The sequence below is a fragment of the Inquilinus sp. OTU3971 genome (genome assembly GCF_038440215.1).
The window spans coordinates 19,826-44,804 of sequence record NZ_JASATH010000045.1 but is presented as its reverse complement, the minus strand read 5'-3'; the positions used below and the strand labels follow the sequence as shown (position 1 = coordinate 44,804).

The window sequence follows — 24,979 nt, the reverse complement described above, 5'->3', positions numbered from 1 at the left end:
GGGCGGCGGGGGGGGGGGGGGGGGCCCGGCGGGGGGGGGGGGGGGTGGGGGTGGGGGGCCGGCGCCAGGGTGGCGCAGACCCTCCAGCCTCGCGACATTTGGGCGCTAGGCGGCGCATCGGCCGCACGGCATGATCCGTGCCATGTTGCGCCGCCTCGATCTCCTCTCCTGGCTCACGGCTGCCCTTGGCGTCGTCGTGCTGGGCACTGTCCTCGCCTCGCAGTATCTCGGCGGGCTGCAGCCCTGCGAGCTCTGCCTCTATCAGCGCTGGCCCTGGGGGGCGGCGATCGCGCTCGGCGTGCTGGCGGCGGTGATTCGCCCGGCCCGGCGCGTCCTGGTGTTGCTTGCGGGCCTGGTGATCCTGCTCGGCGGCCTGCTCGCCGCCTATCACGCCGGGGTCGAGTATGGCTGGTTTCCGGGCTTCACCGCCTGCACCGGCGCTATCTCCTTCGGCACCAGCGACGTCGGCGCCCTGCGCGATCAGCTGCTGAACGCGCCGGTGGTGCGCTGCGACGTGCCGGGCTTCGTCCTGTTCGGCATCTCGATGGCGGGGTATAACGCCATCCTGTCGGTGGTCGCGGGGCTGGTCCTGCTGGCCGCCGCGATCCGTTCGGGCAGCACGAGGGCCGCATGACCGTCTCCCGCCGCCGCGCCCTGCCGGGCGACCTGCCCCGCCGCGAGCGGATCGCCCGAATGATCCGGGTCGACCATGCCGGCGAATACGGCGCCAAGCGGATCTATGAAGGCCAGCTGGCCGTGCTCGGCCGCGGCCCCAAGGGGCCGGTGATCGAGCATATGGCGGAGCAGGAGCGCGAGCATCTCGACACCTTCGACTGGCTGGTGGCGGAGCGCGGCGTGCGCCCGACGCTGCTGCACCCGCTGTGGCATGTCGGCGCCTTCGCCATGGGCGCGGCCACGGCGCTGCTGGGCGACCGCGCGGCGATGGCCTGCACTGTGGCGGTCGAGGAGGTGATCGACGACCACTACGCCCGCCAGGCCGAGGCGTTGGGCGAGGACGAGCCGGAGCTGAAGGCGGTGATCGAGCGCTTCCGGGCCGAGGAGCTGGAGCATCGCGCCATCGGCCTCGAGCACGAGGCCGAGCAGGCGCCGGGCTATCGCCTGCTCTCCGGCGCGGTGAAGGCGGCGACGCGCACCGCGATCTGGCTGTCCGAACGGGTCTGACGGCGATGCGGTTTCCTGCTCTCCTTGCCGCCGCGGCGGCGCTGCTGGCCGCGTCCGGAGCCCGGGCCGAGGATGTCGGCTGCGTCAACACCGCCTTCAAGCTGATCGGCCCGGACCACAAGGTCTGTGTCGAGGCCTTCACCGACCCCGACATCCCCGGCGTGGCCTGCTATCTCAGCCAGGCCCGCACCGGCGGCGTCTCCGGCTGGCTCGGCCTGGCCGAGGATCCGTCGCGCTTCGCGCTGGCCTGCCGCCAGGTCGGCCCGATCACCTTGCCGGACCGTATCGACCGGCAGAAGGAGGTGTTCGACAGCGCGACCTCGATCCTGTTCAAGGAGACGCAGGTGGTGCGGATGTACGACCGGCCGCGCAACACGCTGGTCTACCTGTCCTATTCGACCAAGCTGGTCGACGGCTCGCCGATGAACAGCGTCGCGGCCGTGCCTGTAATGCCCTGGGCACAAGAGGCGGCGCCGGGCAAGTGAGTGTTGGGTTCGCGCGCCGCGAACCCAACCCATCAATGTTCCAGCTCGGTGTCCCAGTACAGAAAGTCGCGCCAGCTCTGGTGCAGAAAATTGGGCGGAAACGCCCGCCCATTCTCCTGCAGCTCATAGGTCGTCGGCTGTTGCGGCGGCGTCAAAGGGTGCATGCCGCAATGGCTGGGCAACTGGTGCCCCTTGCGCAGGTTGCAGACCGAGCAGGCCGCGACCACGTTGGTCCAGCTGGTGCGCCCGCCGCGGGCGCGCGGGACCACATGGTCGAAGGTCAGCTCCTGCGACGGCAGGCGCTCGCCGCAATACTGGCAGCTGAAGCGGTCGCGCAGGAATACGTTGAACCGGGTGAAGGCCGGGCGCCGCGCCGAGGGGATGTACTCCTTCAGCGAGATCACGCTGGGCAGCCGCATCTCGAAGGACGGGCTGCGCACCACCCGGTCGTATTCGGCGATGATGTTCACCCGGTCGAGGAAGACCGCCTTGATCGCCTCGTACCAGGGCCATAAGGACAAGGGGAAGTAGCTCAACGGACGGAAGTCGGCGTTGAGGACGAGAGCCGGGCAGTTTTCGGGTGGGGGAGACACCATCCCACTCCTTCGCCTTCATCTCTGTCCGCGGACCCTCCGCGGATGCCATGGGTATACCGAAGAACTCCACTTGACCGCAATATCCTGCGCCGAAACCCCAGGAAATGTCACGATCTCGTCACGCCGCCCCGCCCACCGCCTGCGGCAGATGGCGGCGCAGCATGTCGAGGCCGGCGACCAGCCCCTCGGGGTCGATGCCGTGGCCGAGGTCGGGGCGGGCCAGGGTCTCGACATCCACCCCGGCGCCGCGCAGCGCCTGGGCCGCCGCGGCCAGGGCGGGGAAGGGCACCACCGGGTCGACCTCGCCGTGCACCAGCAGCACCGGCGGGCGCGAGACGATGTCGCGGGCCAGGGTCGGGGCGCCGAGCAGCGCGCCGGAATAGCCGACCACCGCGGCGCAGGGTCGCGGCCGCCGCAGCGCGGTGTAGAGCGAGGTCATGGTGCCCTGGCTGAAGCCGACCAGCGCCAGGTCGGCATCGGTCAGGCCGCGCTCGGCCAGCACCTGGTCGAGGAAGCCGTTCACGATCGGCAGCGTGGCCTGAAGCCCGGCCTCCATCACCGAGGGCGTGCGGTCCTGCAGGCTGAACCATTGCCGGCCGTAGGGCGCCATGTCGCAGGGCTGGGGTCCGTCCGGCGCCAGGAACTCGGCCTCGGGCAGGTATCGGGCCCAATGCGGCGCCATCCCGATCAGGTCCTGGCCGTCGGCGCCGACGCCGTGCAGCAGGACGACCAGGGCCTTGGGGGCGCGGCCGCTGGCCGGGGCGAGGCGGGGGCCGAAGAGGGCGGGGCCGGAGGAGGGACGATTTGTATCCATGCGCCATCTGTCCCGGCGCTGCCGTCTCTTGTCAACCGCGGCCGGGCTTCCTTAGTGCTGTGTCAGCCATGACCGTCGTGACCCGCTTCGCCCCCAGCCCGACCGGCTTCCTGCATCTCGGCCACGCCCATTCGGCGCTGGCCGGCTGGCGTCGCGCGCGCCAGGCGGGTGGCCGCTTCCTGCTGCGGATCGAGGACATCGACCAGGGCCGCTGCCGGCCGGAGTTCGAGGCGGCGATCCTGGAGGATCTGGCCTGGCTGGGCCTCGACTGGGACGGGCCGGTGCGGCGCCAGTCGGAGCATTGGGAGGACTACCGCGCCGCGCTGGCGGTGCTGGAAGGGCAGGGGCTGATCTATCCCTGCTTCTGCACCCGGCGCGAGATCCAGGCCGAGATCGCGGCGATGCAGAGCGCGCCGCACGGCCCGGCGGACACGCCCGACGGCACGCCGCTCTATCCCGGCACCTGCCGCCGCCTGTCGCCGCAGCAGCGCGCCGACCGTCTGGCCGAAGGCCGGCCCTATGCGCTCCGGCTCGACATGGCCGAGGCGATGCGACGCGCCGGGCCGCTGGGCTGGACCGACGAGGTGGCCGGCGAGCAGGCGGCTCGGCCGGAGCGGCAGGGGGACGTCGTGCTGGCGCGCAAGGACACGCCGACCAGCTATCACCTCGCGGTGACGGTCGACGACGAGATCCAGGGCGTCACCGTGGTCACCCGTGGCCGCGACCTGTTCGAGGCGACGCATGTCCACCGGCTGCTGCAGGCGCTGCTCGGGTACCGGGTGCCGGCGTGGCGCCATCACGCGCTGCTGACCGATTCGGCCGGCAAGCGCCTGGCCAAGCGCAGCGACGCGGCGTCAATCCGCGCCTGTCGGGCGCAGGGCAGATCCGCCGCCGAGCTGCGGGCGCTGGCGGGGTTTCCGGACTAGCATCGGCGGCGGGACCCACCGATTCCGGAGCCGAGATGACCGCCTTACCGACCGTCCGCTTCGCCCGCCCCGCCGATTTCGACCAGTGGCTGCCGTTGTGGGACGGCTACAACGAGTTCTACGGCCGCGTCGGCGAGACCGCGCTGCCGGCGGAGATCACGCGGGCCACCTGGGCGCGCTTCTTCGATGCCTATGAGCCGGTGCACGCGCTGGTGGCGGAGCTGGACGGCCGGCTGCTCGGCCTGACGCACTACCTGTTCCACCGCAGCACCACCATGCTGGGCCCGACCTGCTATCTGCAGGATCTGTTCACCAGCGCGGCGGCACGCGGCCGGGGCATCGGCAAGGCGCTGATCGAGGGCGTGTACGAGCAAGCCAGGGCGGCCGGCGTCACCCGGGTCTACTGGCAGACGCATGAGACCAACCAGACCGCGATGCGGCTTTACGACCAGGTGGCCGATCGCTCCGGCTTCGTCGTCTATCGCGGGCGGCTGTGACGGCCCGGCCCCTCGGGCCTATTTGTCCAGGATCTTCTCGCGCTGCTCTTCATACTCGTCCTGGGTGATCGCGCCCTGGCGGTAGGCGTTGTCCAGGTCGATCAGCTCCTGCCCGGTCGTCGCCCCCGCGGGGCCGGGCGGCGGCGTGTGGCTGCTGCCGCCGCAGGCGGCGACCGGAAGGGTCAGTCCGAGGGCGAGGGCGAGCGGCAGGAATCGCATGGAGGCTCCAGGGTCGAGAATGGCTGTTGAACGCCACGCGGCAGTGTTTGTTCCGGTCAGCGGGCACCGCTGCCGGAGGGCGGATCCGTAGGCTCGCGCAGACCGCGGCACAGCGCCAGATAATCCGGCTCCTCCGGCCCGATCAGCCCGCGCCGGATCGCCAGGTCGATGATCACCAGGGCGACGTTGAACTTGAAGTCGTCGGTGTCGCGCACCTGCTCCAGCACCGCCGCCAGCGGCCGGCGTTCGAAGCTCTCGACCTCGCCGTCGGTGTTGCGCGGCGCGAAGCCGGGCGCCAGCGCAAGGTCGTAGACGAACAGCGTGTCCCGGCGCAGCCCCTCGGCCGTGTCCATCATGTAGGTGATGGCGCCGGCCGGCACCGCCTGGCGCGCCAGCTCCGGCGGGATCGCGGCCTCCTCGGCGCATTCCTTGACCACGTTCTCGGCCAGGCTCAGCCCGTCCGGCTGGCCGCCGGCGACGATGTTGTCCAGCTTGCCGGGCGCCAGCGCCCGGTCGGCCGCGCGCCTGGCGATCCACAGCAGCGGGCCGTCGGCCGTCTCGACCACGCCGTTGAGATGGATGCCGAAGGATTTGATGCCCAGCGCCACCGCGGCGCCGCGGTCGACCGTTGCCAGCAGCGGCGCGCCCCATTCGGCCAGCACCGGATAGCGCTCGTTCCGCCGCTTGCGCACCAGCCCGGCCTCGATCAGCCGATCGGTGACCTCCTCCAGCGCCGCGGCCCGCGCCTCCGGTCCGGCCAGGCGCTCGTCCAGCCGCCAGCCGCTTCCCTCAGGCCGCAGCGGCCCGGGCCGGCGGTCGAGCAGATCGGCCACGGGCGGCGTGACCCAGCCGGCCACGATGTCGCCGATCCGCCAAGGGCGCAGCCGGGCGGGATCGTGGGCGGTGCAGGTGCGGATTCGGTCGAGCAGGCTCATGGCTTCGGTCTAGAGCATGTCGGGCGATCGGGAAACGGCGATCCTCCGGCGTGCCGACCGGGCCGGCACGCGAGGCGTGCAACCGGCGGCAGGAAGGCTTACCTTGGCGCGACCGCGGGCCTCGGCATCGAGGCCAGTTCGGGGATGGAGGAGTTGCGGGTGCGGCAGTTGGGGATCGGTCGGATCGCGACGACAGGCGGGGTGGCGCTGTTGCTGCTGGCCCTGGCCGGGCCCGCCGCGGCAGCGGTCGATCTCGGCAACCTGTCGGCCGACGACATGCGGGCGCTGCAGCGCATCCTCGAGACCGAGCGGACCAACGCGTCGAAGCGCCTGCCCTCGGGCCTGTCCGTGACCGTGATCAAGACCCAGACCTCCCCGCGCGTCTGTCGCATCTTCCGCATCGGCCGCCAGGGCCAGGAAGGCCAGGCTGTGGGGTGCCGCATCGGCGCCCAGCGCTGGGCGCTGAACGCCTCGATCGACGCGGCACAGGCCGTTCCGGTCGAGCCGTCGCCGCAGGAGCCGGTGGCGGTGCGGCCGAGGGTGGTGGCCCAGTCGCGGCCGGTCCAGAATTCGGAAGACGACGGCGTGGAGGAGGCCGGGGCGACGCCCGCACCGGCGGCCCCGGCCCGAATCGCGCCGCCGGCGCCCGACGCCGGCAGGGCGTCGGTTGAAACCCAGGTGGCGGCGCTGCCGCGGGCGCCGTTCCAGGCGCCCCGGCCCCTGGCGCGGCCGGATACTCCCGACGCGGAGCCGGCAGCCGCGGGGCCGACCCAGGCACCGGTGCCGCGGGCCCGGCCGACCGTCGGCGGCCCGGCACCCGCCGCGACCGTGGCCCCGCCGCCCGCCGCGCCGCATGTGGTCGAGATCGACCCCAGCCTCCGTGTGCTGACCTCGCCGCCGGCCGTGCCGCCGCCTTTGCCCCGTCCGGGTTCGACCCAGCCTGCCGCCATCGCCGCGGCGCCGGCCGAGCCGGCACCCGCTGCCGCGCCCCCGGCATCGGCTCCATCCACGGCGCCGGCTGCGGCCGTGGCGCCGGCCGCTTCGCCCGTCCCGAATCCGGTGGCGGCAGCCCCCGTGCCGAAGGCGCCGGAATCGCTGATCGACGTGCCGCCCACCGCTTTTGCCCAGACCCCGGCGGTGGAGGCGTTGCTGCCCCGGACAGACACGACGGTGCCGGCGCCCTTCACCGTGCCGCCGCCGCGGTCGCGGCCGGTCGTGGCCGCGGCCCGTCCGGCCCAGGGCGTCGCGCCGCCCGCAACCCGGCCGCCCCCGCCCGCGGCGGTGGATGTGCCGGTGCCGCGGCGTCGTCCCGGCTGAACTGCCGGCGTGACAGTTCCGTGCAATCACCCTGGGCGACGCCTTGGGGGCGCCCTATAATCCTTGCATGAACATCGTGTTTCTTGTCCTGGCCGTGATCTGCATGCTCGGGGTGGTCGCCTCGCTTGCCACCGGCGTCTTCGGCATGGCGCAGAACGGGCCGTTCAACCGGAAATGGGGCAACAAGCTGATGCAGGCCCGCATCGGCTTCCAGGCCCTGGCCATCCTGTTCTTCCTGCTGGCCCTGTGGACGGCTTGAGCGACCTGGATATGCGGCAGCCATGGTCACGCTGACCCGGATCTACACCCGCGGCGGCGACGCCGGGGAGACCTCGCTGGTCGGCGGCCGGCGGGTGGCCAAGCACGACCTGCGGGTCGAGGCCTATGGCACGGTGGACGAGGCCAACGCCGTGATCGGTCTGGCCCGGCTGCACACCGAAGGCGAGGCCGACGCCATGCTCGGCCGGATCCAGAACGACCTGTTCGATCTCGGCGCCGACCTGGCGACGCCGGAGGAGCCTGATCCCAAGTATCCGCCGCTGCGGGTGACGGCGGCGCAGGTGGAGCGGCTGGAGCGCGAGATCGACGCCATGAACGCGTCCCTGGCGCCGCTGAACAGCTTCGTGCTGCCAGGCGGCAGCGCCGCCTCGGCCCATCTGCACCACGGCCGCACCGTGGTGCGGCGGGCGGAGCGGCTGGTCTCGGCCCTGATGGCTGTCGAGCCGGTCAACCGCGAGGCACTGAAATACGCCAACCGCCTGTCGGACCATCTGTTCGTCCTGTCCCGCCACATGAATGGCGACGGCAAGGAGGATGTATTGTGGGTCCCCGGGGCGCATCGGTGAGCCCGTCTGCCCACAGCTTGGGCAAGATGCTTGCGTGGACGGCAGTCGCGTTGACAAGCTCTGTCGGACATCACTATCGTTCGACCTCTTTGCTGCACCGCACCAATGCGGGCGGCCGGCGGGACAGGGACGTTCGGAGCGGAACCCAGGCATGATCCAGACGATCGGCGTCATCGGCGCAGGGCAAATGGGCAGCGGCATTGCCCAGGTCGGCGCCCAGAGCGGCTTCACCATCCGGCTCCTGGACGTCGATCCGAAGGCCCTGGAGCGGGCGAGGGAGTCCATCGAAGGCCATGTCGACCGGCTGATCGGCCGCGGCAAGCTGACCGCTGAGGAGAAGCCGACGGTCCTGGCCCGGATCCACACCGCCGCCGAGTACCAGGCGTTCAAGGATTGCGACCTGGTGATCGAGGCGGCGACCGAGAGCGAGCCGATCAAGCGCGAGATCTTCAAGCAGCTGGTGCCGCATCTGAACGAGCGGGCGATGGTGGCGACCAACACCAGCTCGATCTCGATCACCCGCCTCGCGGCCACGACCGATCGGCCCGAGCGCTTCATCGGCATGCATTTCATGAACCCCGTGCCGGTGATGAAGCTGGTCGAGGTCATCCGCGGCATCGCCACCGATGACGCGACCTATGAGGCGATCCGCGACCTGGCGCTGAAGCTGGGCAAGACCCCGGCGGTGTCGGAGGATTTCCCGGCCTTCATCGTCAACCGCATCCTGCTGCCGATGATCAACGAGGCGGTCTACACCCTCTATGAGGGGGTGGGCTCGGTCGAGGCGATCGACACCTCGATGAAGCTCGGCGCCAACCACCCGATGGGCCCGCTGGAGCTGGCCGACTTCATCGGCCTCGACACCTGCCTGTCGATCATGAATGTGCTCTATGACGGCCTGGCCGACAGCAAGTACCGGCCCTGTCCGCTGCTGGTGAAATATGTCGAGGCTGGCTGGCTCGGCCGCAAGACCAAGCGCGGCTTCTACGATTACTCGAAGGACGTGCCGGTTCCTACTCGCTGACCGGCGTCACGCCCCGATCGACACCTTGGTCTCGTACTTCACCCGCGACAGGTTGAAGCTGGTGCGGAAGCGCTTGATGTTGTGCTCGTTGGCCAGCACGCGCCGGCAGAACAGGTTGTAAGCCTCCATGTCGCGGCAGGTGACGACCAGCAGATAATCGGTCTCGCCGGACACGAAATAGCATTGCTGCACCTCCGGCTCGGCCGAGATCTTGCGCTCGAAGGCGGCCAGCACGTCCTCGCGCTGGCGGTCCAGCTCGACCCCGACGAAGGCGACGATGGTCTGGCCGACCTTCTCCGGGTCGACCAGCGCCACGTCGCGCACCACCACCCGCTCCTGGCGCAGCCGCCGCACCCGCTTCAGGCAGGCCGGCGGCGACAGGCCGACCCGCTCGGCCAGGGCCAGGTTGGTGATCTGGTTGTCCTCCTGCAGCGCATCGAGGATGCGCCGGTCGATGGCGTCGAGCTCGATCGAGGCGGGACGGTTCGGGCTTTTCATGGATTTCCTCGAAGCGACATTCGGACATTCCATAACGGAAATTCCGGTTGTGCAAATCGAAATCCGTTGCCGATGATTTCGTCATAGCCTCGTTGGAACGAACAGGAGGCGACCATGGACTCACCGGATATGTCGAACCGCATCGAGGTGCATGACCGGGAAGCGCTGGCGACGGCCCGGGCCGTGCTGGATGCCTGCGCCGATCCGGCGGCGATGGGCGAGGCGGTGAAGGCGGCGGTCGGGCGCAACGCGCAGTGGCGCGGCGAGGACTGCATCAACCTGCTGGCGCCCGAGGCCCCGACCAGCCCGGGCGTGCGGGCCCTGCTGGCGGCGGAGATCGGTACCCGCGCGGCGGAGGGCCATATCGGCCGGGTCAACCGCTGGTTCGCCGGCACCCGCCATATCGACGAGGTCGAGGCGCTGTGCGTCGAGCTGCTGAAGCGCCATTTCCGCTGCAACTATGCCGACCACCGGCTGTGCGCCTCGATGATCGGCAACGCCGTGGTCTACACCGCGCTGACCGCGCCGGGTGACGTGGTGATGACCGCGGCGCAGCCCACCGGCGGACATTCCTCGAACCGGTTCGACGGGCCGGCCGGCGCCATGGGCCGCACCATCGTCGACATCCCGATGGACCCCGAGGAGCTGGTGGTCGACCTCGACCTGTTCCGCCGGGCGGCGCCGCTGGCGCGGCCGAAGCTGGTCGCGCTGGGCTTGTCGATGACGCTGTTCCCGCAGCCGGTGGCGGCGATGCGGGAGGTGATCGCGGAGTGGGGCGGGCGCTTCTTCTTCGACGCGGCGCATCAGCTCGGCCTGATCGGCGGCGGCCAGTTCCAGGACCCGCTGAAGGAAGGCGCGGACATCATCACCGGCTCGGCCGGCAAGACCTTCGCCGGGCCGCAATCCGGCATCCTGCTGTGGGACGATCCCACGATCACCGAGGCGGTGACGACGGCGGTCTTCCCGGTCTGGGCGGCGACGCACCAGGTCAACCGGGTGGCGGCGCTGGCCCTGGCGACGGCGGAGGCGATCGCGTTCGGCGCCGAGCTGCAGGCCCAGATCGTCGCCAATGCCCAGGCCCTGGCGCGGGCGCTGCAGGAGCGCGGCGTACCGATGCTCGGCGCCCACAAGGGCTTCACCACCACGCATCAGGCGATCGCCGACGCCCGCGGCTTCGGCCGCGGCCTGGCGGCGGCGCAGACGCTGGAGCGCGCCAACCTGATCGTGAACAAGAACCTGCTGCCGGCCGACCGCAAGGAGGACTGGGATTATCCCGGCGGCCTGCGCATCGGCACCATCGAGGTCACCCGCTTCGGCATGCGCGAGCGCGAGATGGAGGCGATCGCCGAGCTGATCGCCCGGGTGCTGGTGCGTGGTGAATCGCCGGAAGCGGTGCGGCCCGACGCGGTGGCGCTGCGCCACAGCTTCCCGACGATCCATTACTGCTTCGAGAACGGTTTGCCGCCAGGCTAGGGCCGGATGGGTTAAGGCCGGAGTGTTTTGCCTCTCCCGCCAAGCGGGAGAGGCAATTGAAGACGCTTCCTCAGCCCCCGCTGCGCCGGGCACGCGGGTGGGCGTCGGCATAGACGGTCATCAGCCGCTCGGTGTCGATCTCGGTGTAGCGCTGGGTAGTCGACAGGGCGGCGTGGCCCAGCAGCTCCTGGATCGTGCGCAGGTCACCGCCGCCGGCCAGGAGATGGGTGGCGAAGCTGTGCCGCAGGGCATGCGGCGTCGCCGAATCTGGCAGGCCCAGCACGGCGCGCAGCTGGCGCATCTGGCGCTCGGCCACGCCGGGGTTCAGCGGGCCGCCGCGGGCGCCCAGGAACAGCGGCCCGGCGGCGGCGAGCGGGAAGGGGCAGGCGGCGACATAGGCGTCGACCGCCTCGCGCACCGCCGGCAGCACCGGCACCATGCGCTGCTTGCGGCCCTTGCCGGTGACCACCAGCGTGTCGCCCTGCGGGGCCTCGCGCCGGGTCAGCCCCAGCGCCTCGCCCAGGCGCAGGCCGCAGCCATAGAGCAGGAAGAGGAGGGCGCGGTCGCGCAGGCCGATCCACTCCTCGTCGCTCAGGGTCTCGATCGTGTCGACCGCGGCCAGCGCGTCGGTCACGGCCAGTGGCCGCGGCAGGCGCTTCGGCAGCTTCGGGTTGCGCAGGGACCCGATCGCCGCGTTGTGCAGCACCCCGGCGCGGTCGAGATGGGCCAGGAAGTTGCGGACGCCAGACAGGCCGCGCGCCCGGGTGGCGGCGCCGGCGCCGCTTGCGGCCCGGCGCGACTGGAAGGCGCGCAGGTCGGACAGGGCGGCGGCGGAGAGGTCGTTCAGGCTCGGCGGCCGGCCGAGATGATCGGCCAGGAAGCCGACGAAGCGGCCGACATCGCCGAGATAGGCGCGCAGCGTGTGTGGCGACACCCGCTTCTCGTCCTCCAGCCAGACCCGCCAGCGGCCGGCGGCGTCGCGCAGATCCGCCGCCGCCGGCCAGCCGGCCATGGAGTCCGATAAGGGAATGGGCGCCGTATCGCCCGGGGCGCCCATCGGGCTGGTCCTAATCCTGCCCGGGGCCGGTCAGCCAGGAGCGGATGCAGCGCTCCAGCACCCGGCCGAGGAAGCCGACCAGCTCGGTCCGCATGCCGGGATGGAACATCTCCGGGTCGCGGCTGCCGAGGGCCAGGACGCAGGGCGGCACCTCCGGCGACACGTTCAGGCGGACCAGCGCCTGGCTGCGCACCAGCCCGGCGCCGGCGCCGAACAGCGCCTCCTCGCCGGCGATGTCCGATTCGAGCATCAGCTCCTGCCCGCCCAGGCGGCGGCTGACCTCGCCGGGCCCGACGATGCGGACCTCGGCGCTGTGCGGCGGCGATTCCTCGCCCTCCGCCGCCTCGACCAAGAGCGTCACCACGTCGAGGTCGAGCAGCACGGCAAGGTCGGTCGACACCGTGTGGATCAACTGCTCGAAGCTTTCGGCATCGAGCAGGAACAGGATCGCCGCATGCACCCGGTTCTGGGTGTTGTGATTGGCGCGGCTGGCGCCGATGAAGGCGCGCTGCTGCTCCTTCAGCCGGTCGACCTGGCCGCGCAGCCTTTCGGCCTGGAAGCCCTGCAGGTCGATCACCCCGTCGCCGCGATCGCGCGGCGGCAGCGCGAGCCGGCCCAGCAGATCCGGGTGCTGGACCAGGAAGTCCGGATGGGCCAGCAGCCAAGCCGAGACGTCCGCCGCGGTGAGCGCGGGGGCGTCCGGCCGCTTCACTTCCTGTGCCAACGGGCCGTCCTCACGCCATCTTCTTGACGGCGGCGAGCTCGTGCTCGTCGAGGATGCTCTGGCCGGTCTTCTGCCAGTCGGCCACGAAGGCGGACAGGCCCTTGTCGGTCAACGGGTGGCTGAACAGGGCGCGCAGCGCCGCCGGCGGCAGGGTGCCGACATGGGCGCCGAGCTTGGCCGCCTCGATCACGTGGCGCGGGCCGCGGATCGACGCCACCAGCACCTGGGTCTTGATGTCCGGGTACTGACGATAGATCTGGACGATGTCGGCGATCAGCGCCATGCCGTCCTCGCCGACATCATCGAGCCGGCCGACGAAGGGCGAGACGAAGGTCGCGCCGGCCTTCGCCGCCAGGATCGCCTGACCGGCCGAGAAGCACAGCGTGACGTTGACCATGGTGCCGGCGTCGGACAAGGTGCGGCAGACCTTGAGCCCGGCGGGCGTCAGCGGCACCTTGACCGCGATGTTCTTCGCGATCTTGGACAGCTTGCGGCCCTCGGCCATCATGGTGTCGAAATCGGTCGCGGCGACCTCGGCCGAGACCGGCCCCTTCACCACCTCGCAGATCTGCGGGATCAGGTCCAGGAACTTGGCCCCGGACTTGGCGATCAGGGAGGGGTTGGTGGTCACCCCATCGACCAGGCCGGTGGAGGCCAGGTCACGGATTTCGTTGAAGTCGGCGGTATCGATGAAGAACTTCATGGGCCTCGTTCCAATGGCCAGCGGTCGCTTCGGGCCGATGCGCGGCACCGGCGTCGGCCCGCGGGAGCAAGTCTAGCCCATGGCGGAGTCCGAGGCCACAGCAGCGACGCCGGTCGCGGAGGAGAGTGGCGCGATCGCCACGGTCCGGGTGCTGCTGCCGCTGCCCCTGGCAGAAGCTTACGATTACGCGGTGCCGGAGGGCATGGATCTTGCGCCCGGCAGCTATGTCGAGGTGCCGCTGGGCCGTCTCAGGCGGATCGGCGTGGTCTGGGGACCGGGCACCGGCCAGGTCGCCAGGGCCCGGCTGAAGCCGGTGCTGCACCGCTTCGACCTGCCGCCGCTGCCGGAGGTGGCGCGCGGCTTCATCGACCGGGTCGCCCGCTACACCCTGTCGCCGCCGGGCGCGGTGCTGCGCATGACCTTGTCCTCGACCGGGGCGCTGGAGCCGCCGAAGCCGATCACGGCCTATCGCCGCGCGGAATCTCTGCCGGAGGGAGCCAAGCTCAGCGGTGCCCGGCGGCGGGTGCTGGCGGTGCTGGAGGACGGGCCGCCGCGGCTGCCGGCCGAGCTGGCGCGCGAGGCCGGCTGCGGTTCCGGCGTGATCAAGGGCATGGCCGAGGCCGGGCTGCTGGAGACCGTGCTGCTGCCCGGCTTCGACCCGGTGCCGCAGCCCGACCTCGCCCGGCCGCGGGCGGTGCTGGGCGAGACCCAGCGCGAGGCCGCCGACCGGCTGATCGACGCGGTCGCCGATGGCGGCTATTCGACCACGCTGCTCGACGGCGTCACCGGCTCGGGCAAGACCGAGGTCTATTTCGAGGCGGTGGCGGCGGCGCTGGCGGCCGGCCGGCAGGTGCTGGTGCTGCTGCCGGAGATCGCGCTGTCGGCGCATTGGCTCGACCGCTTCGCCGCCCGCTTCGGCGTGCGGCCGACCGAATGGCATTCGGAGCTGAGCTCGACCCAGCGCCGGCGCAACTGGCGGGCGGTGGCCTTCGGCGAGGCGCGGGTGGTGGTCGGCGCCCGCTCGGCCCTGTTCCTGCCTTATCCCGATCTCGGCCTGATCGTGGTCGACGAGGAGCATGAGAGCGCCTTCAAGCAGGAGGACGGCGTCGTCTACCAGGCCCGCGACATGGCGGTGTTGCGCGGCCATCTCGGCGGCTTCCCGGTGGTGCTGGCCTCGGCCACCCCGTCGCTGGAGACGCTGGCCAATGTCGAGGCCGGGCGATATGCGGCGCTGGAACTGCCGTCGCGGCACGGCGCGGCGCGGCTGCCGGCGGTCAGCGCGATCGACATGCGCCGCGAATCGCCGCCGCGGGGCCGCTTCCTGTCGCCGACCCTGCGCGAGGCGGTGGTCGAGACGCTCGCGGCGGGTGAGCAGGCGATGCTGTTCCTGAACCGCCGCGGCTACGCGCCCCTGACCCTGTGCCGGCAGTGCGGCCATCGCCTGGAATGCCCGCACTGCACCGCCTGGCTGGTCGAGCACCGCCTGGCCGGGCGGCTGGAATGCCACCATTGCGGCCACCGCGCGCCGCTGCCCAAGGCCTGCCCATCCTGCCATGCCGAGGGCAGCTTCGCCGCCTGCGGCCCGGGGGTGGAGCGGATCGCCGAGGAGGTCGACGCCACACTGCCGGAGGCGCGCTGGCAGATCGTCGCCTCCGACACCTTCTCAGGGCCCCAGGCGATCGCCGACCTGACCGCCGACCTCGACAGCGGCGCCGTCAACCTGCTGATCGGCACCCAGATCCTGGCCAAGGGCCACAACTTCCCGGGCCTGACCCTGGTCGGGGTGGTCGACGCCGATCTCGGCCTCGCCGGCGGCGACCTGCGGGCGGCGGAGCGGACCTGGCAGCTGCTGCACCAGGTCGGCGGCCGGGCCGGGCGCGGCGAGAAGCCGGGCCGGGTGCTGCTGCAGAGCTTCATGCCGGACCACCCGGTGATGCAGACCCTGGTGGCCGACGACCGCGACGGCTTCCTGGCGTCGGAGGCGGAGGCGCGGCGGTCACGCGGCCTGCCGCCCTACGGCAAGCTGGTGGCGCTGATCGTCTCCGGCCCCGACCGCGGCGCGGTCGACCGGGTGTCGCAGGATCTCGGCCGGGCGGCGCCGCAGGGCGGCGGGCTGATGGTGCTGGGGCCGGCCGACGCGCCGCTGGCGATGCTGCGCGGCCGCCACCGCCGCCGCCTGCTGCTGAAGGCCGACCGCCGCATCGGCGTGCAGCCGCTGGTGGCGGAATGGGTGTCACGGGTGCAGGTGCCGGGAACGGTGCGGGTGCAGGTCGACATCGACCCGTACAGCTTCCTCTAGGCGGCCCCGGCCACCTCGATATCGGTCCTGGAGAAGTCGTCGCCCTTGAACAGCAGCGGCACGCCATGCGTCCGGGCGCAGGCATAGGACATGCAGTCGGCGAGGTTGAGCTGCGCCGGATGGCCCCGGCCCTTGTTATAGGCGGCGAAGGCGGCGACGGCTGCGGTCGCGGTCTCGCCGTCGATCGGGATGACCGTGATCCCTGCTTCGTCGAGCAGCATATGGATCAGGGCTTCGGCCCGGACCGGGGCGAGTTGCAGCAGGGTGGAGAGGCGCATCACCGCCTCGAGGATCACGAGGCCCGAGGTCAGGCGCCGTTCGGCTCTCGCCAGGAGGTCGACAAAGCGAGCCGCATCCGGCTCATCGGCGATCAGGGCGACGATCACCGACGTGTCGACGAACATCAATGGCCCCACATCTCATCGATCTCGTCCTTGGTCATGGCACGCCCGCCCGGTCCGGCTTCCGCGGCGGCAATGGCCGCGATCCGTGCGATGCGATCGGCGAGGGGTTCCTTCTGCGCCTCGCGGCGCAGCTCGCCTTCCAGAGCCTGGATGACGGCTTCGGTCATGGTCACCTTGCGTCTGGCGGCCAGTTCCCGGGCGAGCGCACGCGCACGGTCATCACGGATCTGCAGCGTCATGACATCGTCTCCACGGCACGGATCTGCTATCAATACGATAACATATCGTTATCCATACGCGGAAAAGGAAGGTCGACGTGTCAGGCCCAGCCGGCGCCGGTCACCGCGGCGGTTCGCTCAACTCCAGACGGTTGCCCGCCGGGTCGCGGGTGAACAGGCGGCGATAGCCGACCGGCGGCCGCGGATCGTGCTCGATCGGTGCCCCGGCGGCGCGCAGCCGGGCTTCGGCGGAGTCCAGATCCGTGACGATCAGGCAGAGATGGCGGTCCGCCGCCATCTGCTCGGCGCGGCCGGGCGCGTCCGGCGACAGATGGATCTCGGCGGCGCCGACCCGCAGCCAAGCGCCCTGGCTGCGGCGCCCCTGCGGTTTTGGCAGGACCTCCAGCCCCAGCGTCTCGACATAGAAGCGCACCGTCTCGGCCTCCAGCTCGGCCGGAAAGGTCAGGTTGACGTGGTGCAGGGCGAGGATGGCCATCAGCTGGCTTAGGTGCCGGCCCCCCTCAGCAGCGAAGCGAAGGCGGCCAGGACGGTGGCGTAGACATCGCGCTTGAACGGCACGATCTCGGCCAGCACCCGGTCCGGCGCCGACCAGCGCCAGGCGTCGAACTCCGGGTGCTCGGTCTCGAGGTCGATATCGCGGTCCTCGCCCAGGAAGCGCAGCGCCACCCAGCGCTGCTCCTGGCCGCGGTAGCGCCCGCCCCAGACCTTGCCGACAAGATGGTCCGGCAGATCGTAGCGCACCGACTTCGGCGCCTCGGCCAGGAATTCGGCCCGGTCGGTGCCGATCTCCTCCTTCATCTCGCGGAAGGCGGCCTGGCGCACCGTCTCGCCCTTGTCGATGCCGCCCTGCGGCATCTGCCAGCCATCGGGCGTGTCGCGGCGGCGCGCCACGAAGACGCGGCCGTCGCGGTCCAGCAGCATGATGCCGACGCAGGGCCGGTAGGGCAGGGAGTCCCTTGGTTTGTCCGGCGTCGGCATGGCGCGGCGGCTCAGCCCGCCTGCCCCTTTTGGAACAGCGCCAAGCCGCGCAGCAGGTCGAGCGCCCGCGACAGCTGGTAGTCGACATCCGCCGGCTTGTTCGCATCGGCCGCGCCGTCGGACGGCGGCGACGCCGCCTTGTCCTGGCCCGGGGTGGCGGGCTTGTCGGTCTGGGCGCCACCGCCCGGCGGCGGTGTCGGGGCCTTCTGGTCGGTGCCGCCTTCGCCCGGCACGTTCTGCTTGTTGTCGTTGTTCAGCGCGCCCTTCAGGTCGGCCTCGCGGTAGCCGCGCATCTGCGCGATCTCCTCGATCCGGGCCTGCTGCACCTCGATGTCCGGGGTGATGCCGAGCTGCTGGATCGACCGGCCCGACGGGGTGTAGTAGCGCGCCGTGGTCAGCCGCATCGCGCCATGGCCCGGCAGCGGGATGATGGTCTGGACCGAGCCCTTGCCGAAGCTCTGCGTCCCCATCAGCACGGCGCGGTGGTGGTCCTGCAGCGCGCCGGCCACGATCTCCGACGCCGAGGCGGAGCCACCGTTGATCAGCACCACCAGCGGCAGGCCGTCGGCCAGGTCGCCCGGAGTGGCGTTGTAGCGCTGCGCCTGGTCGGCCTTGCGCGACCGGGTCGAGACGATCTCGCCCTTGTCGAGGAAGGCGTCGGAGACGGCGATCGCCTGGTCCAGCAGGCCGCCCGGGTCGTTGCGCAGGTCGAGGACATAGCCCTGCAGCTTGTCGCCGAGCTTCTTCTTGATGTCGGCGATGCCGCGCTTCAGCCCGTCCTCGGTGCGCTCGGTGAAGCTGGTGATGCGGATGTAGCCGATGTCGCCCTCGGTCCGCCAGCGCACCGATTCCACCGGGATGGTGGCGCGCGCCAGGGTCAGGTCGAAGGGCTCCGCGTCGCCGCGGCGGACGGTGATGACGATGTTGCTGCCCACTGGGCCGCGCATCTTATCGACCGCCTCGTTGAGGCTCATATTGACGATCGGCTTGCCGTCGATGGCGATGATCAGGTCGCCGGCCTGGACCCCGGCCCGGGCGGCCGGGGTGTCGTCGATCGGCGACACCACCTTCACCACCCCGTTCTCCATCGTCACCTCGATGCCGAGGCCGCCGAAGCTGCCGCGGGTCTGGGACTGCATGTCCTGGAACTCGTCGGAGTTCAGGAAGTTGGAGTGCGGGTCCAGCGAGGTCAGCATGCCGTTGATCGCGGATTCGATCAGCTGCTTGTCGCTGACCTGCTCGACATATTCCGCGCGCACCCGCTCGAACACCTCGCCGAACAGGTCGAGCTGCTTGTAGGTGTCGGTGGCGTCGCTGCTGGTCGCGGCCTTGTCGGGTGCCTTGTCCTGCGCCCAGCCCTGGAAGGTCAGGGTGTGCCCGCCGACGAAGGCCAGGCCCATCAGGGCCCCGATGGCGACGGCGTTCAGGTGCTTCTTCATGCTTGCCCTCGCTGGCGGCGGGTCGCCAGGCGCTCGAGTCAATCGGCCGACCGGCCGTCTCCGGAACCGGAGAGGCGGCTGGCCAGGGTGGACGCCCATCGATGATATCTGCCGGGTTTCGGCGGGATCAAGTTACCTGACGTCCATCTTTGCGGTTTCGCGTCACCTTGCCGCCCTGATTGCGGCGTTCAGGAGGCGTCGACGAGGCTGCGGCCGGTCATTTCCTCCGGCTGCGGCAGCCCCATCAGCGCCAGCAGGGTCGGCGCCACATCGGCCAGCCTGCCGTCGTGCAGGCTGCGGCGCGGCTCCGGCTCGTTGACCAGGATCACCGGTACCTTGTTCAGCGTGTGCGCGGTGTGCGGGCCGCCGGTGACAGGGTCGCGCATCAGCTCGGCATTGCCGTGGTCGGCGGTGACGATCATGGCGCCGCCCTGGCGCCGCACCGCGGCCTCGACCTTGCCGAGGCAGGTATCGACCGTCTCGCAGGCCTTGATCGCCGCCGCCAGGATGCCGGTGTGGCCGACCATGTCCGGGTTGGCGAAATTGACCACCACCAGGTCGTATTTGCCGCTGTCGATCGCCGCGACCAGCTTCTCGCACACCTGCGGCGCCGACATCTCCGGCTGCAGGTCGTAGGTCGCGACCTTGGGGGAGGGCACCAGGATCCGGTCCTCGCCGGGGAATTGCGTCTCCTCGCCGCCGTTGAAGAAGAAGGTCACATGCGGGTACTTCTCGGTCTCGGCGGTGCGCAGCTGGGTCTTGCCGGCCTCGGCCACCACCTCGCCCAGGCCCTTGTCGATCGATTTCGGCGGGAAGATCGCCGACATGAAGCGGTTCAGCAGGTCGGAATACTCGACCATGCCGCAGGCATCGGCGAAGCGGACCGGGGTGCGGGCAAAGCCGTCGAAGGCCGGGTCCAGCAGCGCCTGCAGGATCTCGCGCACCCGGTCGGCCCGGAAATTGGCGCACAGCACGCCGTCGCCATCCTTCATGCCGGCATAGTCGCCGATCACGCTCGGCAGGATGAACTCGTCGCCGGTGTCGGCGCGGTAGGCGGCCTCGACCGCGGCGACCGGGTCCGGCGCCGCCTCGCCCTTGGCCTCGGCAACGGCCCGGTAGGCCTTCTCCACCCGCTCCCAGCGCTTGTCGCGGTCCATGGCGTAGTAGCGCCCGTCGACCGTGGCGACGCGGGCGTTCGACAGCCCGTCGATGTCTTGCAGGAAGCGGCGCAGATAGTCGGCGCCGGCGCGCGGCGGGGTGTCGCGGCCGTCGGTGTAGGCATGGATCGCCACCGGCACCCCGGCCTCGGCGACGATCCTGGCCAGCGCCGCGATCTGGTCCTGATGGGCATGCACGCCGCCGGGCGACAGCAGGCCCATCAGGTGGCAGGTGCCGCCGGAGGCCTTCAGCGCCGCGATGTGCTTCTGCAGCGCCTTGGCCCTGGCCAGCGAGCCGTCGGCGATGGCGTTGAAGATCATCTGCAGGTCCTGGAACACCACCCGGCCGGCGCCGAGATTCATGTGCCCGACCTCGGAATTGCCGATCTGGCCGTGCGGCAGGCCGACGGCCTCCTCGCTGGCCTGCAGGAAGGCGTGCGGCTCCTCGGCCCACAGCCGGTCGAAATTGGGCGTGTCGGCCAGGCGCACGGCGTTGTCCGCCTCCTCCTCGCGCCAGCCCCAGCCGTCGAGGACGCAGAGGACGACGGGACGGGGTGGGGTCGCTGCGCTCATCGCATGTCCTTTCTCGGAATCCGCCCTTCATGTATCGATTGGCGCCGCCGGCACAAGGGCGTTTCGCCCAGGGCGGCCCGGAACGGAGGCGGCATGGCAAGGTTCGGCACCCGATGGCTTTCCATGGCCCTGCTGCTCGCCGGCTGTGCCGGCCCGGTGGTCGGCGCCGCCTATGACACCAAGGATCCGGTCGACCGCTGGCAGGCGGCGCTGCGGGCCAATGCCGCGCGCTACGTCTGCGGCGCGGCGCTGGAGGAGGGGCGGGAGGCCCGGCTGTCCGACGCCATGGTCGAGGCCCAGCGCCAGGCGACCGAAGCTCTGGCCAAGCGGGAGGGCACGGTGCCGACCGATCCGGAGGTGCTGGGCGACATCGCGTCTCGCCGCACGCAGCAGGAGCGGGTGGTGCGCGATGCGGTCGCAGCGCGTGGCTGCTCCGATCCGCAGATCATGGATCTGATCGCCCTCGCCGAGCGTTTGTCCGCCGGTCAGGGCTGACCTGACGACGATGACGGAGGAAGCGATGCGCATCACGCGCCTCGGATTGGCCGCGGTGGTGGCGGTTCTCGCCCTCGCGGGCTGCAACGAGCAAGGCTATATCGATCCCGGGTACCCCGGCAATTCCGGCTACCCCGGCTATTCCAGCTATTCCGGGGCGGGGCGGGTGCCGCAGCAGGCGGGCCATGCCGGCGATGCGCTGCAGCGCTACGACGCCATGGTGCGGGCCGAATCCGCCGCCCGGTCCTGTCGGGTGCGGCTCGACCCGCAGCAGGAGCAGCGCTTCGGACAGGTGCTGTCGCAGGCGGAATCCGAAGCGGCCGGGCAGCTCGCCGGCGCCTCGGGCGCTCCGGGTAATGAGTCCGCGGTCTGGCAGGAGCTCGGGAGCCGGCGTGCCGCGAATGAGCGCGACGCCGCCAGCCTGGCCCGCGAGCGCGGCTGCCGCTCCGGCCCCGTGGAGGAGCTGATCGGCAGCTATCGCAACTTCGCGGCGACGGGGTGACGGCGCCGGCCTCGGCGCATCTCAGGACCCGAACAGAACCCGGAACATGATGCGGCCGGGAACGGCGAAGGCGGCGATCAGCGGGATCCCGAGAGCAAAGTAGACGATCTTCCGCATTATCCGGCGGTGGCGCTCGATGTCGTGCCGACGGGCCGCGCTGACCGCCCACCACAGGCTGATCAGAGTGAGCACGGCCAGGAGGCGAAGCCAGCTCACCGGCCCGACATGTGGCGGCAGGGGACGGTCGAGGATGAAGAACGCGCTGAGGCAGGCGGCGACGAGCGCCGTGACCCAGACCCGGCCCATGGCGCGGTGGCGCGGAGTCCCCTTCGGCAGGATCAACTGCAGCGGCGCCAGGATGACGGCGATGCAGACCGCGGCGACATGGATCTGGATGGCGAGCGGGGCGTCCAGCAGCGGCGCGAGCGACATGGTCTTTCCCGCTCCCCTTTCGTCACGCGTTCACGCCCGATGATACGGGTGCCCGCTCAGGATGGTCTGGGCGCGGTAGATCTGCTCGGCCAGCATCGTCCGGGCCAGCATGTGCGGCCAGGTCAGGCGGCCGAAGGACAGCAGCAGCTCGGCGCGATCGCGCACCGAATCGTCATGGCCGTCGGCGCCGCCGATCAGGAAGGCCAACTCGCCGCGCCCCTCGTCGCGCCAGCGGCCGAGCAGGCGGGCGAAGGCGACGCTGTCGAGGTCGCGGCCGCGCTCGTCCAGCGCCACCACGGCGGCCCCGGCCGGCACCGCGGCCAGCAGCAGCGCAGCTTCCTCGCGCTTCAGGGCGAAGCCGGACAGGCCCTTGCGGGCCTCGACCTCACGCAGGGTCAGCGGCCAGATGGAGCGGCCGGCATAGTCGTCGAACAGATCGCGCAACGGCCCCGGACGGGCGCGGCCGACCGCGGCAATGGTCAGCCGCATCGCGGAACCGTCAGGACCCGCTCAGGCGGTGCCGATGCGGGTCACCCGCTCGGCGTCGTCGTCCCACATCTTCTCGAGGGCGTAGAAGTCGCGCACCTCGGGGCGGAACAGATGGACGACCACGTCGCCGGCGTCGATCAGCACCCAGTCGCCGCGCGCCTGGCCCTCGACCTGAACCGGGCCGGGGACCAGCGGCTTCAGCTTCTCCAGCAGATGGTCGGCCATGGCGGCGACCTGGCGCGAGGAGCGGCCGGTGGCGATGATCAGGCTGTCGGCGATGGAGGACCGGCCGGTCAGGTCGATCACGACCAGATCTTCGGCCTTGTCGTCGTCGAGCGACGTCAGAGCAGTCTCGAGCAGAGGCCGGGCAAGGCTGGCTGCGAGGCCCGGCGGCAGACGCCCGGCTTCGGCCCGGGGCGTCTCGGTGTTCGGTCGTATGGCGTTCACCTCAAGGTTGTGCGGCGGCACGGCGCTTATGCGCCGCGGCGTCGCCAAGGTCGGGACGAAACTGCCGCGCGGCCCTCAGCGCCGTGGCCGAGGCCGGATGACGCTTCGCCAGGAAGAACACCCAGGCCGGCGCGGCCGTTCCGGCCAGAGCCCGGGTGTGATCCTGGTCGATCCGCGCCCGCGCGAACCGCTGCGCCGCCAATCCCGACAACGCCCTTAGAGAATAGGTAGGACGGTCGTAGACGGCAACCGGCACGGTCTCGAAGATTTTCGTCCAGCGCTGCCAGTGGCGGATCTGCGCCAGGTTGTCGGCGCCCATCAGCCAGACGAACTCGGTCCGCGGGAAGCGGGCGGTCAGCGCCCGCAGCGTGTCGGCGGTGTAGCGGGTGCCGAGCTCGGCCTCGATCCCGGTGACGACGATGCGCGGGTGGCGGGCGACGCGGCGGGCGGAGTCGATCCGCTCGGCGAAGGGCGCCATGCCGTCGGCCGGTTTCAGCGGGTTCTGCGGCGACACCAGCCACCACACGGCATCCAGGCCCAGCCGCTTCATCGCCTCCAGGCTGATGTGCCGGTGCCCGTCATGGGCCGGGTTGAACGACCCACCGAGCAGCCCGACGCGGCAGCCGTCCCAGATCCGGCCATGCCGGGAATTGGGCGGGGTCAGCATGGCGCAAGCCCACCCGCGGGAACTATGGCCGTATCATCAATGCTCCCCCTCCCCCCGCGGGAGGGGGCAGGGGGAGGGGGCTGTCTAAGGCCAAACAGATGGCTCGATACCTGCGAATGTCCGAAGTCGACTGTCCACCAGCTCATGCGGAGGGACACCCCTCCCCCTGCCCTCTCCCGCAAGGGGAGGGGGAGAATGGATCGAAAGGGCATTGCGGATGGGTACAATCGATGGTGATCCCGCCGGCCGTCAGGGCCGGGTCTGGCCGGCGCCGCGGACGAGATACTTGTAGCTCGTCAGCTGCTCGGTGCCGACCGGGCCGCGGGCGTGCAGCCGGCCGGTGGCGATGCCGATCTCGGCGCCCATGCCGAACTCGCCGCCATCGGCGAACTGGGTCGAGGCGTTGACCAGCACGATGGCGCTGTCGACCCGGGCCAGGAACGCATCGGTCGCGGCCTCGTCGGCGGTGACGATGCCGTCGGTGTGGTGGCTGCCGTGCAGGTTGACGTGCTCGATCGCGGCGTCCAGCCCGTCCACCGTCTTCACCGACAGGATGGCGTCGAGATACTCGGTGTCCCAGTCGTCGTCGGAGGCGGCGAGGACGCGCGGGTCGATCGCCTGCACCACGGTGTCGCCGCGGATCTCGCAGCCGGCCTCGATCAGGTCGTCCAGGATCGGCCGCAGCATCGTCCCGGCGACGCTGCGGTCGATCAGCAGCGTCTCGGTGGCGCCGCAGACGCCGGTGCGCCGCATCTTGGCGTTGTAGACGACCCGCCGCGCCATCTCCGGATCGGCGGCTTCGTGCACATAGGTGTGGCAGATGCCGTCCAGGTGCCACAGCACCGGGATCCGGCTGTCCGCCGCCACCCGGGCGGTCAGCGATTTGCCGCCGCGCGGGATCACCACGTCGACGAACCCGGTCAGGCCCAGCAGTTCGCCGACCGCGGCGCGGTCGCGGGTCGGCACCACCTGCACCGCGCTGCGCGGCAGCCCGGCCTTCTTCAGCCCGTGCCCGACCGCGGCGGCGATGGCGGTGGAACTGCGGAAGCTCTCCGACCCGCAGCGCAGGATGCAGGCATTGCCGGACTTCAGGCACAGCGCGGCGGCGTCGGCGGTGACGTTGGGCCGGCTCTCGAAGATCACACCGACGACGCCGAGCGGCACCCGCACCCGCTGGATGCGCAGCCCGTTCGGCTGGGTCCAGTCGGCCAGCACCGTGCCGATCGGGTCGGGCAGGGCGGCCACGGCCTCCAGCCCCTGGGCGATCGCCTCGATCCGCGTCTCGTCCAGCGCCAGCCGGTCGAGGAAGGACCCGGCGACGCCGTTCCGTCGCGCCTCCGCCATGTCCTCGGCATTGGCCGCCAGGATCAGGTCGCGGTCGTCGCGGATCGCTGTCGCCGCCGCCGTCAGCGCCGCGTCCTTCTGCGGTCGCGGCGCCAGGGCCAGCGCGGCAGCGGCGCTGCGCGCGGCGGCGCCCAGGCGGCGCATCAGCTCGGCGGTGCTTTCGGTCTCGGCGTCGAACAGGGCGGTCATCGTGCAGGCTTCCAAGGTCGATGCGGCAGC

At 71.2% G+C, this 24,979-nt stretch carries 32 protein-coding genes; 13 read left to right on the top strand and 19 right to left on the bottom strand.

Annotated features, from left to right (window positions below; translation table 11 throughout):
• The first annotated feature begins 142 nt into the window (after nucleotides 1–142).
• Genes AAHM41_RS13925 through AAHM41_RS13915 form a run of 3 tightly spaced genes read left to right on the top strand, consistent with a single transcriptional unit; the run spans nucleotide 143 to nucleotide 1,667 of the window.
• On the top strand, nucleotides 143–634 hold the full coding sequence (locus tag AAHM41_RS13925; protein ID WP_342237148.1) for a disulfide bond formation protein B: 492 nt from the start codon (nucleotides 143–145) through the stop codon (nucleotides 632–634).
• Nucleotides 631–1,182 (top strand): demethoxyubiquinone hydroxylase family protein, encoded by a 552-nt coding sequence (locus tag AAHM41_RS13920; RefSeq protein ID WP_342237147.1) that lies wholly within the window; start codon nucleotides 631–633, stop codon nucleotides 1,180–1,182. The genes AAHM41_RS13925 and AAHM41_RS13920 overlap by 4 nt, the downstream gene beginning before the upstream one ends.
• A gap of 5 nt (nucleotides 1,183–1,187) precedes the next feature.
• On the top strand, nucleotides 1,188–1,667 hold the full coding sequence (locus tag AAHM41_RS13915; RefSeq protein ID WP_342237146.1) for a CreA family protein: 480 nt from the start codon (nucleotides 1,188–1,190) through the stop codon (nucleotides 1,665–1,667).
• 32 nt (nucleotides 1,668–1,699) lie between these two features.
• Here the strand turns inward: AAHM41_RS13915 and AAHM41_RS13910 are convergent, their stop codons facing one another.
• Together AAHM41_RS13910 and AAHM41_RS13905 are read right to left on the bottom strand one after the other, a co-directional pair.
• Entirely contained in the window at nucleotides 1,700–2,263 is a 564-nt protein-coding gene (locus AAHM41_RS13910; protein ID WP_342237145.1) for an HNH endonuclease, read from the bottom strand.
• Between the two features lie 118 nt (nucleotides 2,264–2,381).
• A complete protein-coding gene (locus AAHM41_RS13905; protein WP_342237144.1) occupies nucleotides 2,382–3,077 on the bottom strand; it encodes an alpha/beta hydrolase in 696 nt (231 codons plus the stop codon).
• Nucleotides 3,078–3,145: 68 nt separating this feature from the next.
• Between AAHM41_RS13905 and gluQRS the strand changes: the two genes are divergently transcribed.
• Entirely contained in the window at nucleotides 3,146–4,003 is an 858-nt protein-coding gene (gene gluQRS, locus AAHM41_RS13900) for a tRNA glutamyl-Q(34) synthetase GluQRS (protein WP_342237143.1), read from the top strand.
• A gap of 35 nt (nucleotides 4,004–4,038) precedes the next feature.
• The gene (locus tag AAHM41_RS13895) at nucleotides 4,039–4,500 is read left to right on the top strand and encodes a GNAT family N-acetyltransferase (protein WP_342237142.1); all 462 of its coding nucleotides are present in this window, start codon (nucleotides 4,039–4,041) and stop codon (nucleotides 4,498–4,500) included.
• Nucleotides 4,501–4,518: 18 nt separating this feature from the next.
• Here the strand turns inward: AAHM41_RS13895 and AAHM41_RS13890 are convergent, their stop codons facing one another.
• Together AAHM41_RS13890 and AAHM41_RS13885 are read right to left on the bottom strand one after the other, a co-directional pair.
• Complete coding sequence (locus AAHM41_RS13890; protein ID WP_342237141.1) at nucleotides 4,519–4,719, bottom strand: SHOCT domain-containing protein; 201 nt, start codon at nucleotides 4,717–4,719, stop codon at nucleotides 4,519–4,521.
• Between the two features lie 56 nt (nucleotides 4,720–4,775).
• Nucleotides 4,776–5,654, bottom strand: coding sequence for a DUF4743 domain-containing protein (locus AAHM41_RS13885; RefSeq protein ID WP_342237140.1), 879 nt, complete (start codon nucleotides 5,652–5,654; stop codon nucleotides 4,776–4,778).
• A 159-nt stretch (nucleotides 5,655–5,813) separates the two neighbouring features.
• On the opposite strand from AAHM41_RS13885, the gene AAHM41_RS13880 reads away from it, so the two are divergent.
• The 4 genes from AAHM41_RS13880 (at nucleotide 5,814) to AAHM41_RS13865 (ending at nucleotide 8,840) form a co-directional block, all read left to right on the top strand.
• Nucleotides 5,814–6,971 carry a hypothetical protein gene (locus tag AAHM41_RS13880; RefSeq protein WP_342237139.1) on the top strand — a complete coding sequence of 386 codons (1,158 nt, stop codon included), beginning with the start codon at nucleotides 5,814–5,816 and terminating at the stop codon, nucleotides 6,969–6,971.
• Nucleotides 6,972–7,038: 67 nt separating this feature from the next.
• The gene (locus AAHM41_RS13875; protein ID WP_342237138.1) at nucleotides 7,039–7,230 is read left to right on the top strand and encodes a twin transmembrane helix small protein; all 192 of its coding nucleotides are present in this window, start codon (nucleotides 7,039–7,041) and stop codon (nucleotides 7,228–7,230) included.
• Nucleotides 7,231–7,252: 22 nt separating this feature from the next.
• Nucleotides 7,253–7,816 carry a cob(I)yrinic acid a,c-diamide adenosyltransferase gene (locus AAHM41_RS13870; RefSeq protein WP_342237137.1) on the top strand — a complete coding sequence of 188 codons (564 nt, stop codon included), beginning with the start codon at nucleotides 7,253–7,255 and terminating at the stop codon, nucleotides 7,814–7,816.
• Between the two features lie 151 nt (nucleotides 7,817–7,967).
• Nucleotides 7,968–8,840, top strand: coding sequence for a 3-hydroxybutyryl-CoA dehydrogenase (locus tag AAHM41_RS13865; RefSeq protein WP_342237136.1), 873 nt, complete (start codon nucleotides 7,968–7,970; stop codon nucleotides 8,838–8,840).
• A 6-nt stretch (nucleotides 8,841–8,846) separates the two neighbouring features.
• Here the strand turns inward: AAHM41_RS13865 and AAHM41_RS13860 are convergent, their stop codons facing one another.
• Nucleotides 8,847–9,338 (bottom strand): Lrp/AsnC family transcriptional regulator, encoded by a 492-nt coding sequence (locus AAHM41_RS13860; RefSeq protein ID WP_342237135.1) that lies wholly within the window; start codon nucleotides 9,336–9,338, stop codon nucleotides 8,847–8,849.
• A gap of 114 nt (nucleotides 9,339–9,452) precedes the next feature.
• Between AAHM41_RS13860 and AAHM41_RS13855 the strand changes: the two genes are divergently transcribed.
• The gene (locus AAHM41_RS13855) at nucleotides 9,453–10,811 is read left to right on the top strand and encodes a serine hydroxymethyltransferase (RefSeq protein ID WP_342237134.1); all 1,359 of its coding nucleotides are present in this window, start codon (nucleotides 9,453–9,455) and stop codon (nucleotides 10,809–10,811) included.
• A 70-nt stretch (nucleotides 10,812–10,881) separates the two neighbouring features.
• On the opposite strand, the gene AAHM41_RS13850 is transcribed toward AAHM41_RS13855, so the two are convergent.
• The 3 genes from AAHM41_RS13850 to fsa are packed head-to-tail and all read right to left on the bottom strand — an operon-like array spanning nucleotide 10,882 to nucleotide 13,295.
• Nucleotides 10,882–11,823: a tyrosine recombinase XerC gene (locus tag AAHM41_RS13850; protein WP_342237133.1), complete on the bottom strand. Its 942-nt coding sequence runs from the start codon at nucleotides 11,821–11,823 to the stop codon at nucleotides 10,882–10,884.
• A gap of 55 nt (nucleotides 11,824–11,878) precedes the next feature.
• On the bottom strand, nucleotides 11,879–12,592 hold the full coding sequence (locus AAHM41_RS13845) for a DUF484 family protein (protein ID WP_342237132.1): 714 nt from the start codon (nucleotides 12,590–12,592) through the stop codon (nucleotides 11,879–11,881).
• A gap of 10 nt (nucleotides 12,593–12,602) precedes the next feature.
• Entirely contained in the window at nucleotides 12,603–13,295 is a 693-nt protein-coding gene (gene fsa / locus AAHM41_RS13840; protein ID WP_342237131.1) for a fructose-6-phosphate aldolase, read from the bottom strand.
• Nucleotides 13,296–13,374: 79 nt separating this feature from the next.
• Between fsa and AAHM41_RS13835 the strand changes: the two genes are divergently transcribed.
• Nucleotides 13,375–15,594, top strand: a complete 2,220-nt coding sequence (locus AAHM41_RS13835; RefSeq protein ID WP_342237130.1) for a primosomal protein N' — start codon at nucleotides 13,375–13,377, stop codon at nucleotides 15,592–15,594.
• Here the strand turns inward: AAHM41_RS13835 and AAHM41_RS13830 are convergent.
• From AAHM41_RS13830 to gpmI, 6 genes are all read right to left on the bottom strand, one after another.
• The gene (locus AAHM41_RS13830) at nucleotides 15,591–15,998 is read right to left on the bottom strand and encodes a type II toxin-antitoxin system VapC family toxin (protein ID WP_342237129.1); all 408 of its coding nucleotides are present in this window, start codon (nucleotides 15,996–15,998) and stop codon (nucleotides 15,591–15,593) included. The two genes, AAHM41_RS13835 and AAHM41_RS13830, sit on opposite strands and share 4 nt — an antisense overlap.
• The gene (locus AAHM41_RS13825) at nucleotides 15,998–16,237 is read right to left on the bottom strand and encodes a type II toxin-antitoxin system VapB family antitoxin (RefSeq protein WP_342237128.1); all 240 of its coding nucleotides are present in this window, start codon (nucleotides 16,235–16,237) and stop codon (nucleotides 15,998–16,000) included. Before AAHM41_RS13825 ends, AAHM41_RS13830 begins: the two co-directional genes overlap by 1 nt.
• A gap of 100 nt (nucleotides 16,238–16,337) precedes the next feature.
• On the bottom strand, nucleotides 16,338–16,712 hold the full coding sequence (locus AAHM41_RS13820) for a VOC family protein (protein ID WP_342237127.1): 375 nt from the start codon (nucleotides 16,710–16,712) through the stop codon (nucleotides 16,338–16,340).
• 8 nt (nucleotides 16,713–16,720) lie between these two features.
• A complete protein-coding gene (locus tag AAHM41_RS13815; protein ID WP_342237126.1) occupies nucleotides 16,721–17,215 on the bottom strand; it encodes an RNA pyrophosphohydrolase in 495 nt (164 codons plus the stop codon).
• 11 nt (nucleotides 17,216–17,226) lie between these two features.
• Entirely contained in the window at nucleotides 17,227–18,654 is a 1,428-nt protein-coding gene (locus AAHM41_RS13810) for a S41 family peptidase (RefSeq protein ID WP_342237125.1), read from the bottom strand.
• A gap of 188 nt (nucleotides 18,655–18,842) precedes the next feature.
• Nucleotides 18,843–20,384, bottom strand: coding sequence for a 2,3-bisphosphoglycerate-independent phosphoglycerate mutase (gene gpmI, locus AAHM41_RS13805; RefSeq protein ID WP_342237124.1), 1,542 nt, complete (start codon nucleotides 20,382–20,384; stop codon nucleotides 18,843–18,845).
• A gap of 123 nt (nucleotides 20,385–20,507) precedes the next feature.
• Here gpmI and AAHM41_RS13800 point away from each other — a divergent pair, with 123 nt between their 5' ends.
• Together AAHM41_RS13800 and AAHM41_RS13795 are read left to right on the top strand one after the other, a co-directional pair.
• A complete protein-coding gene (locus AAHM41_RS13800; protein WP_342237123.1) occupies nucleotides 20,508–20,879 on the top strand; it encodes a hypothetical protein in 372 nt (123 codons plus the stop codon).
• 25 nt (nucleotides 20,880–20,904) lie between these two features.
• The gene (locus AAHM41_RS13795; RefSeq protein ID WP_342237122.1) at nucleotides 20,905–21,381 is read left to right on the top strand and encodes a hypothetical protein; all 477 of its coding nucleotides are present in this window, start codon (nucleotides 20,905–20,907) and stop codon (nucleotides 21,379–21,381) included.
• Nucleotides 21,382–21,402: 21 nt separating this feature from the next.
• On the opposite strand, the gene AAHM41_RS13790 is transcribed toward AAHM41_RS13795, so the two are convergent.
• From AAHM41_RS13790 to AAHM41_RS13770, 5 genes are all read right to left on the bottom strand, one after another.
• The gene (locus AAHM41_RS13790) at nucleotides 21,403–21,813 is read right to left on the bottom strand and encodes a DUF2306 domain-containing protein (RefSeq protein ID WP_342237121.1); all 411 of its coding nucleotides are present in this window, start codon (nucleotides 21,811–21,813) and stop codon (nucleotides 21,403–21,405) included.
• Nucleotides 21,814–21,843: 30 nt separating this feature from the next.
• Complete coding sequence (rlmH, locus tag AAHM41_RS13785; RefSeq protein WP_342237120.1) at nucleotides 21,844–22,302, bottom strand: 23S rRNA (pseudouridine(1915)-N(3))-methyltransferase RlmH; 459 nt, start codon at nucleotides 22,300–22,302, stop codon at nucleotides 21,844–21,846.
• Between the two features lie 21 nt (nucleotides 22,303–22,323).
• On the bottom strand, nucleotides 22,324–22,770 hold the full coding sequence (gene rsfS, locus AAHM41_RS13780) for a ribosome silencing factor (RefSeq protein ID WP_446719449.1): 447 nt from the start codon (nucleotides 22,768–22,770) through the stop codon (nucleotides 22,324–22,326).
• The gene (locus tag AAHM41_RS13775) at nucleotides 22,751–23,416 is read right to left on the bottom strand and encodes a nicotinate-nucleotide adenylyltransferase (protein ID WP_342237119.1); all 666 of its coding nucleotides are present in this window, start codon (nucleotides 23,414–23,416) and stop codon (nucleotides 22,751–22,753) included. Before AAHM41_RS13775 ends, rsfS begins: the two co-directional genes overlap by 20 nt.
• A gap of 249 nt (nucleotides 23,417–23,665) precedes the next feature.
• The gene (locus AAHM41_RS13770) at nucleotides 23,666–24,949 is read right to left on the bottom strand and encodes a glutamate-5-semialdehyde dehydrogenase (protein WP_342237118.1); all 1,284 of its coding nucleotides are present in this window, start codon (nucleotides 24,947–24,949) and stop codon (nucleotides 23,666–23,668) included.
• Nucleotides 24,950–24,979 lie beyond the last annotated feature (30 nt).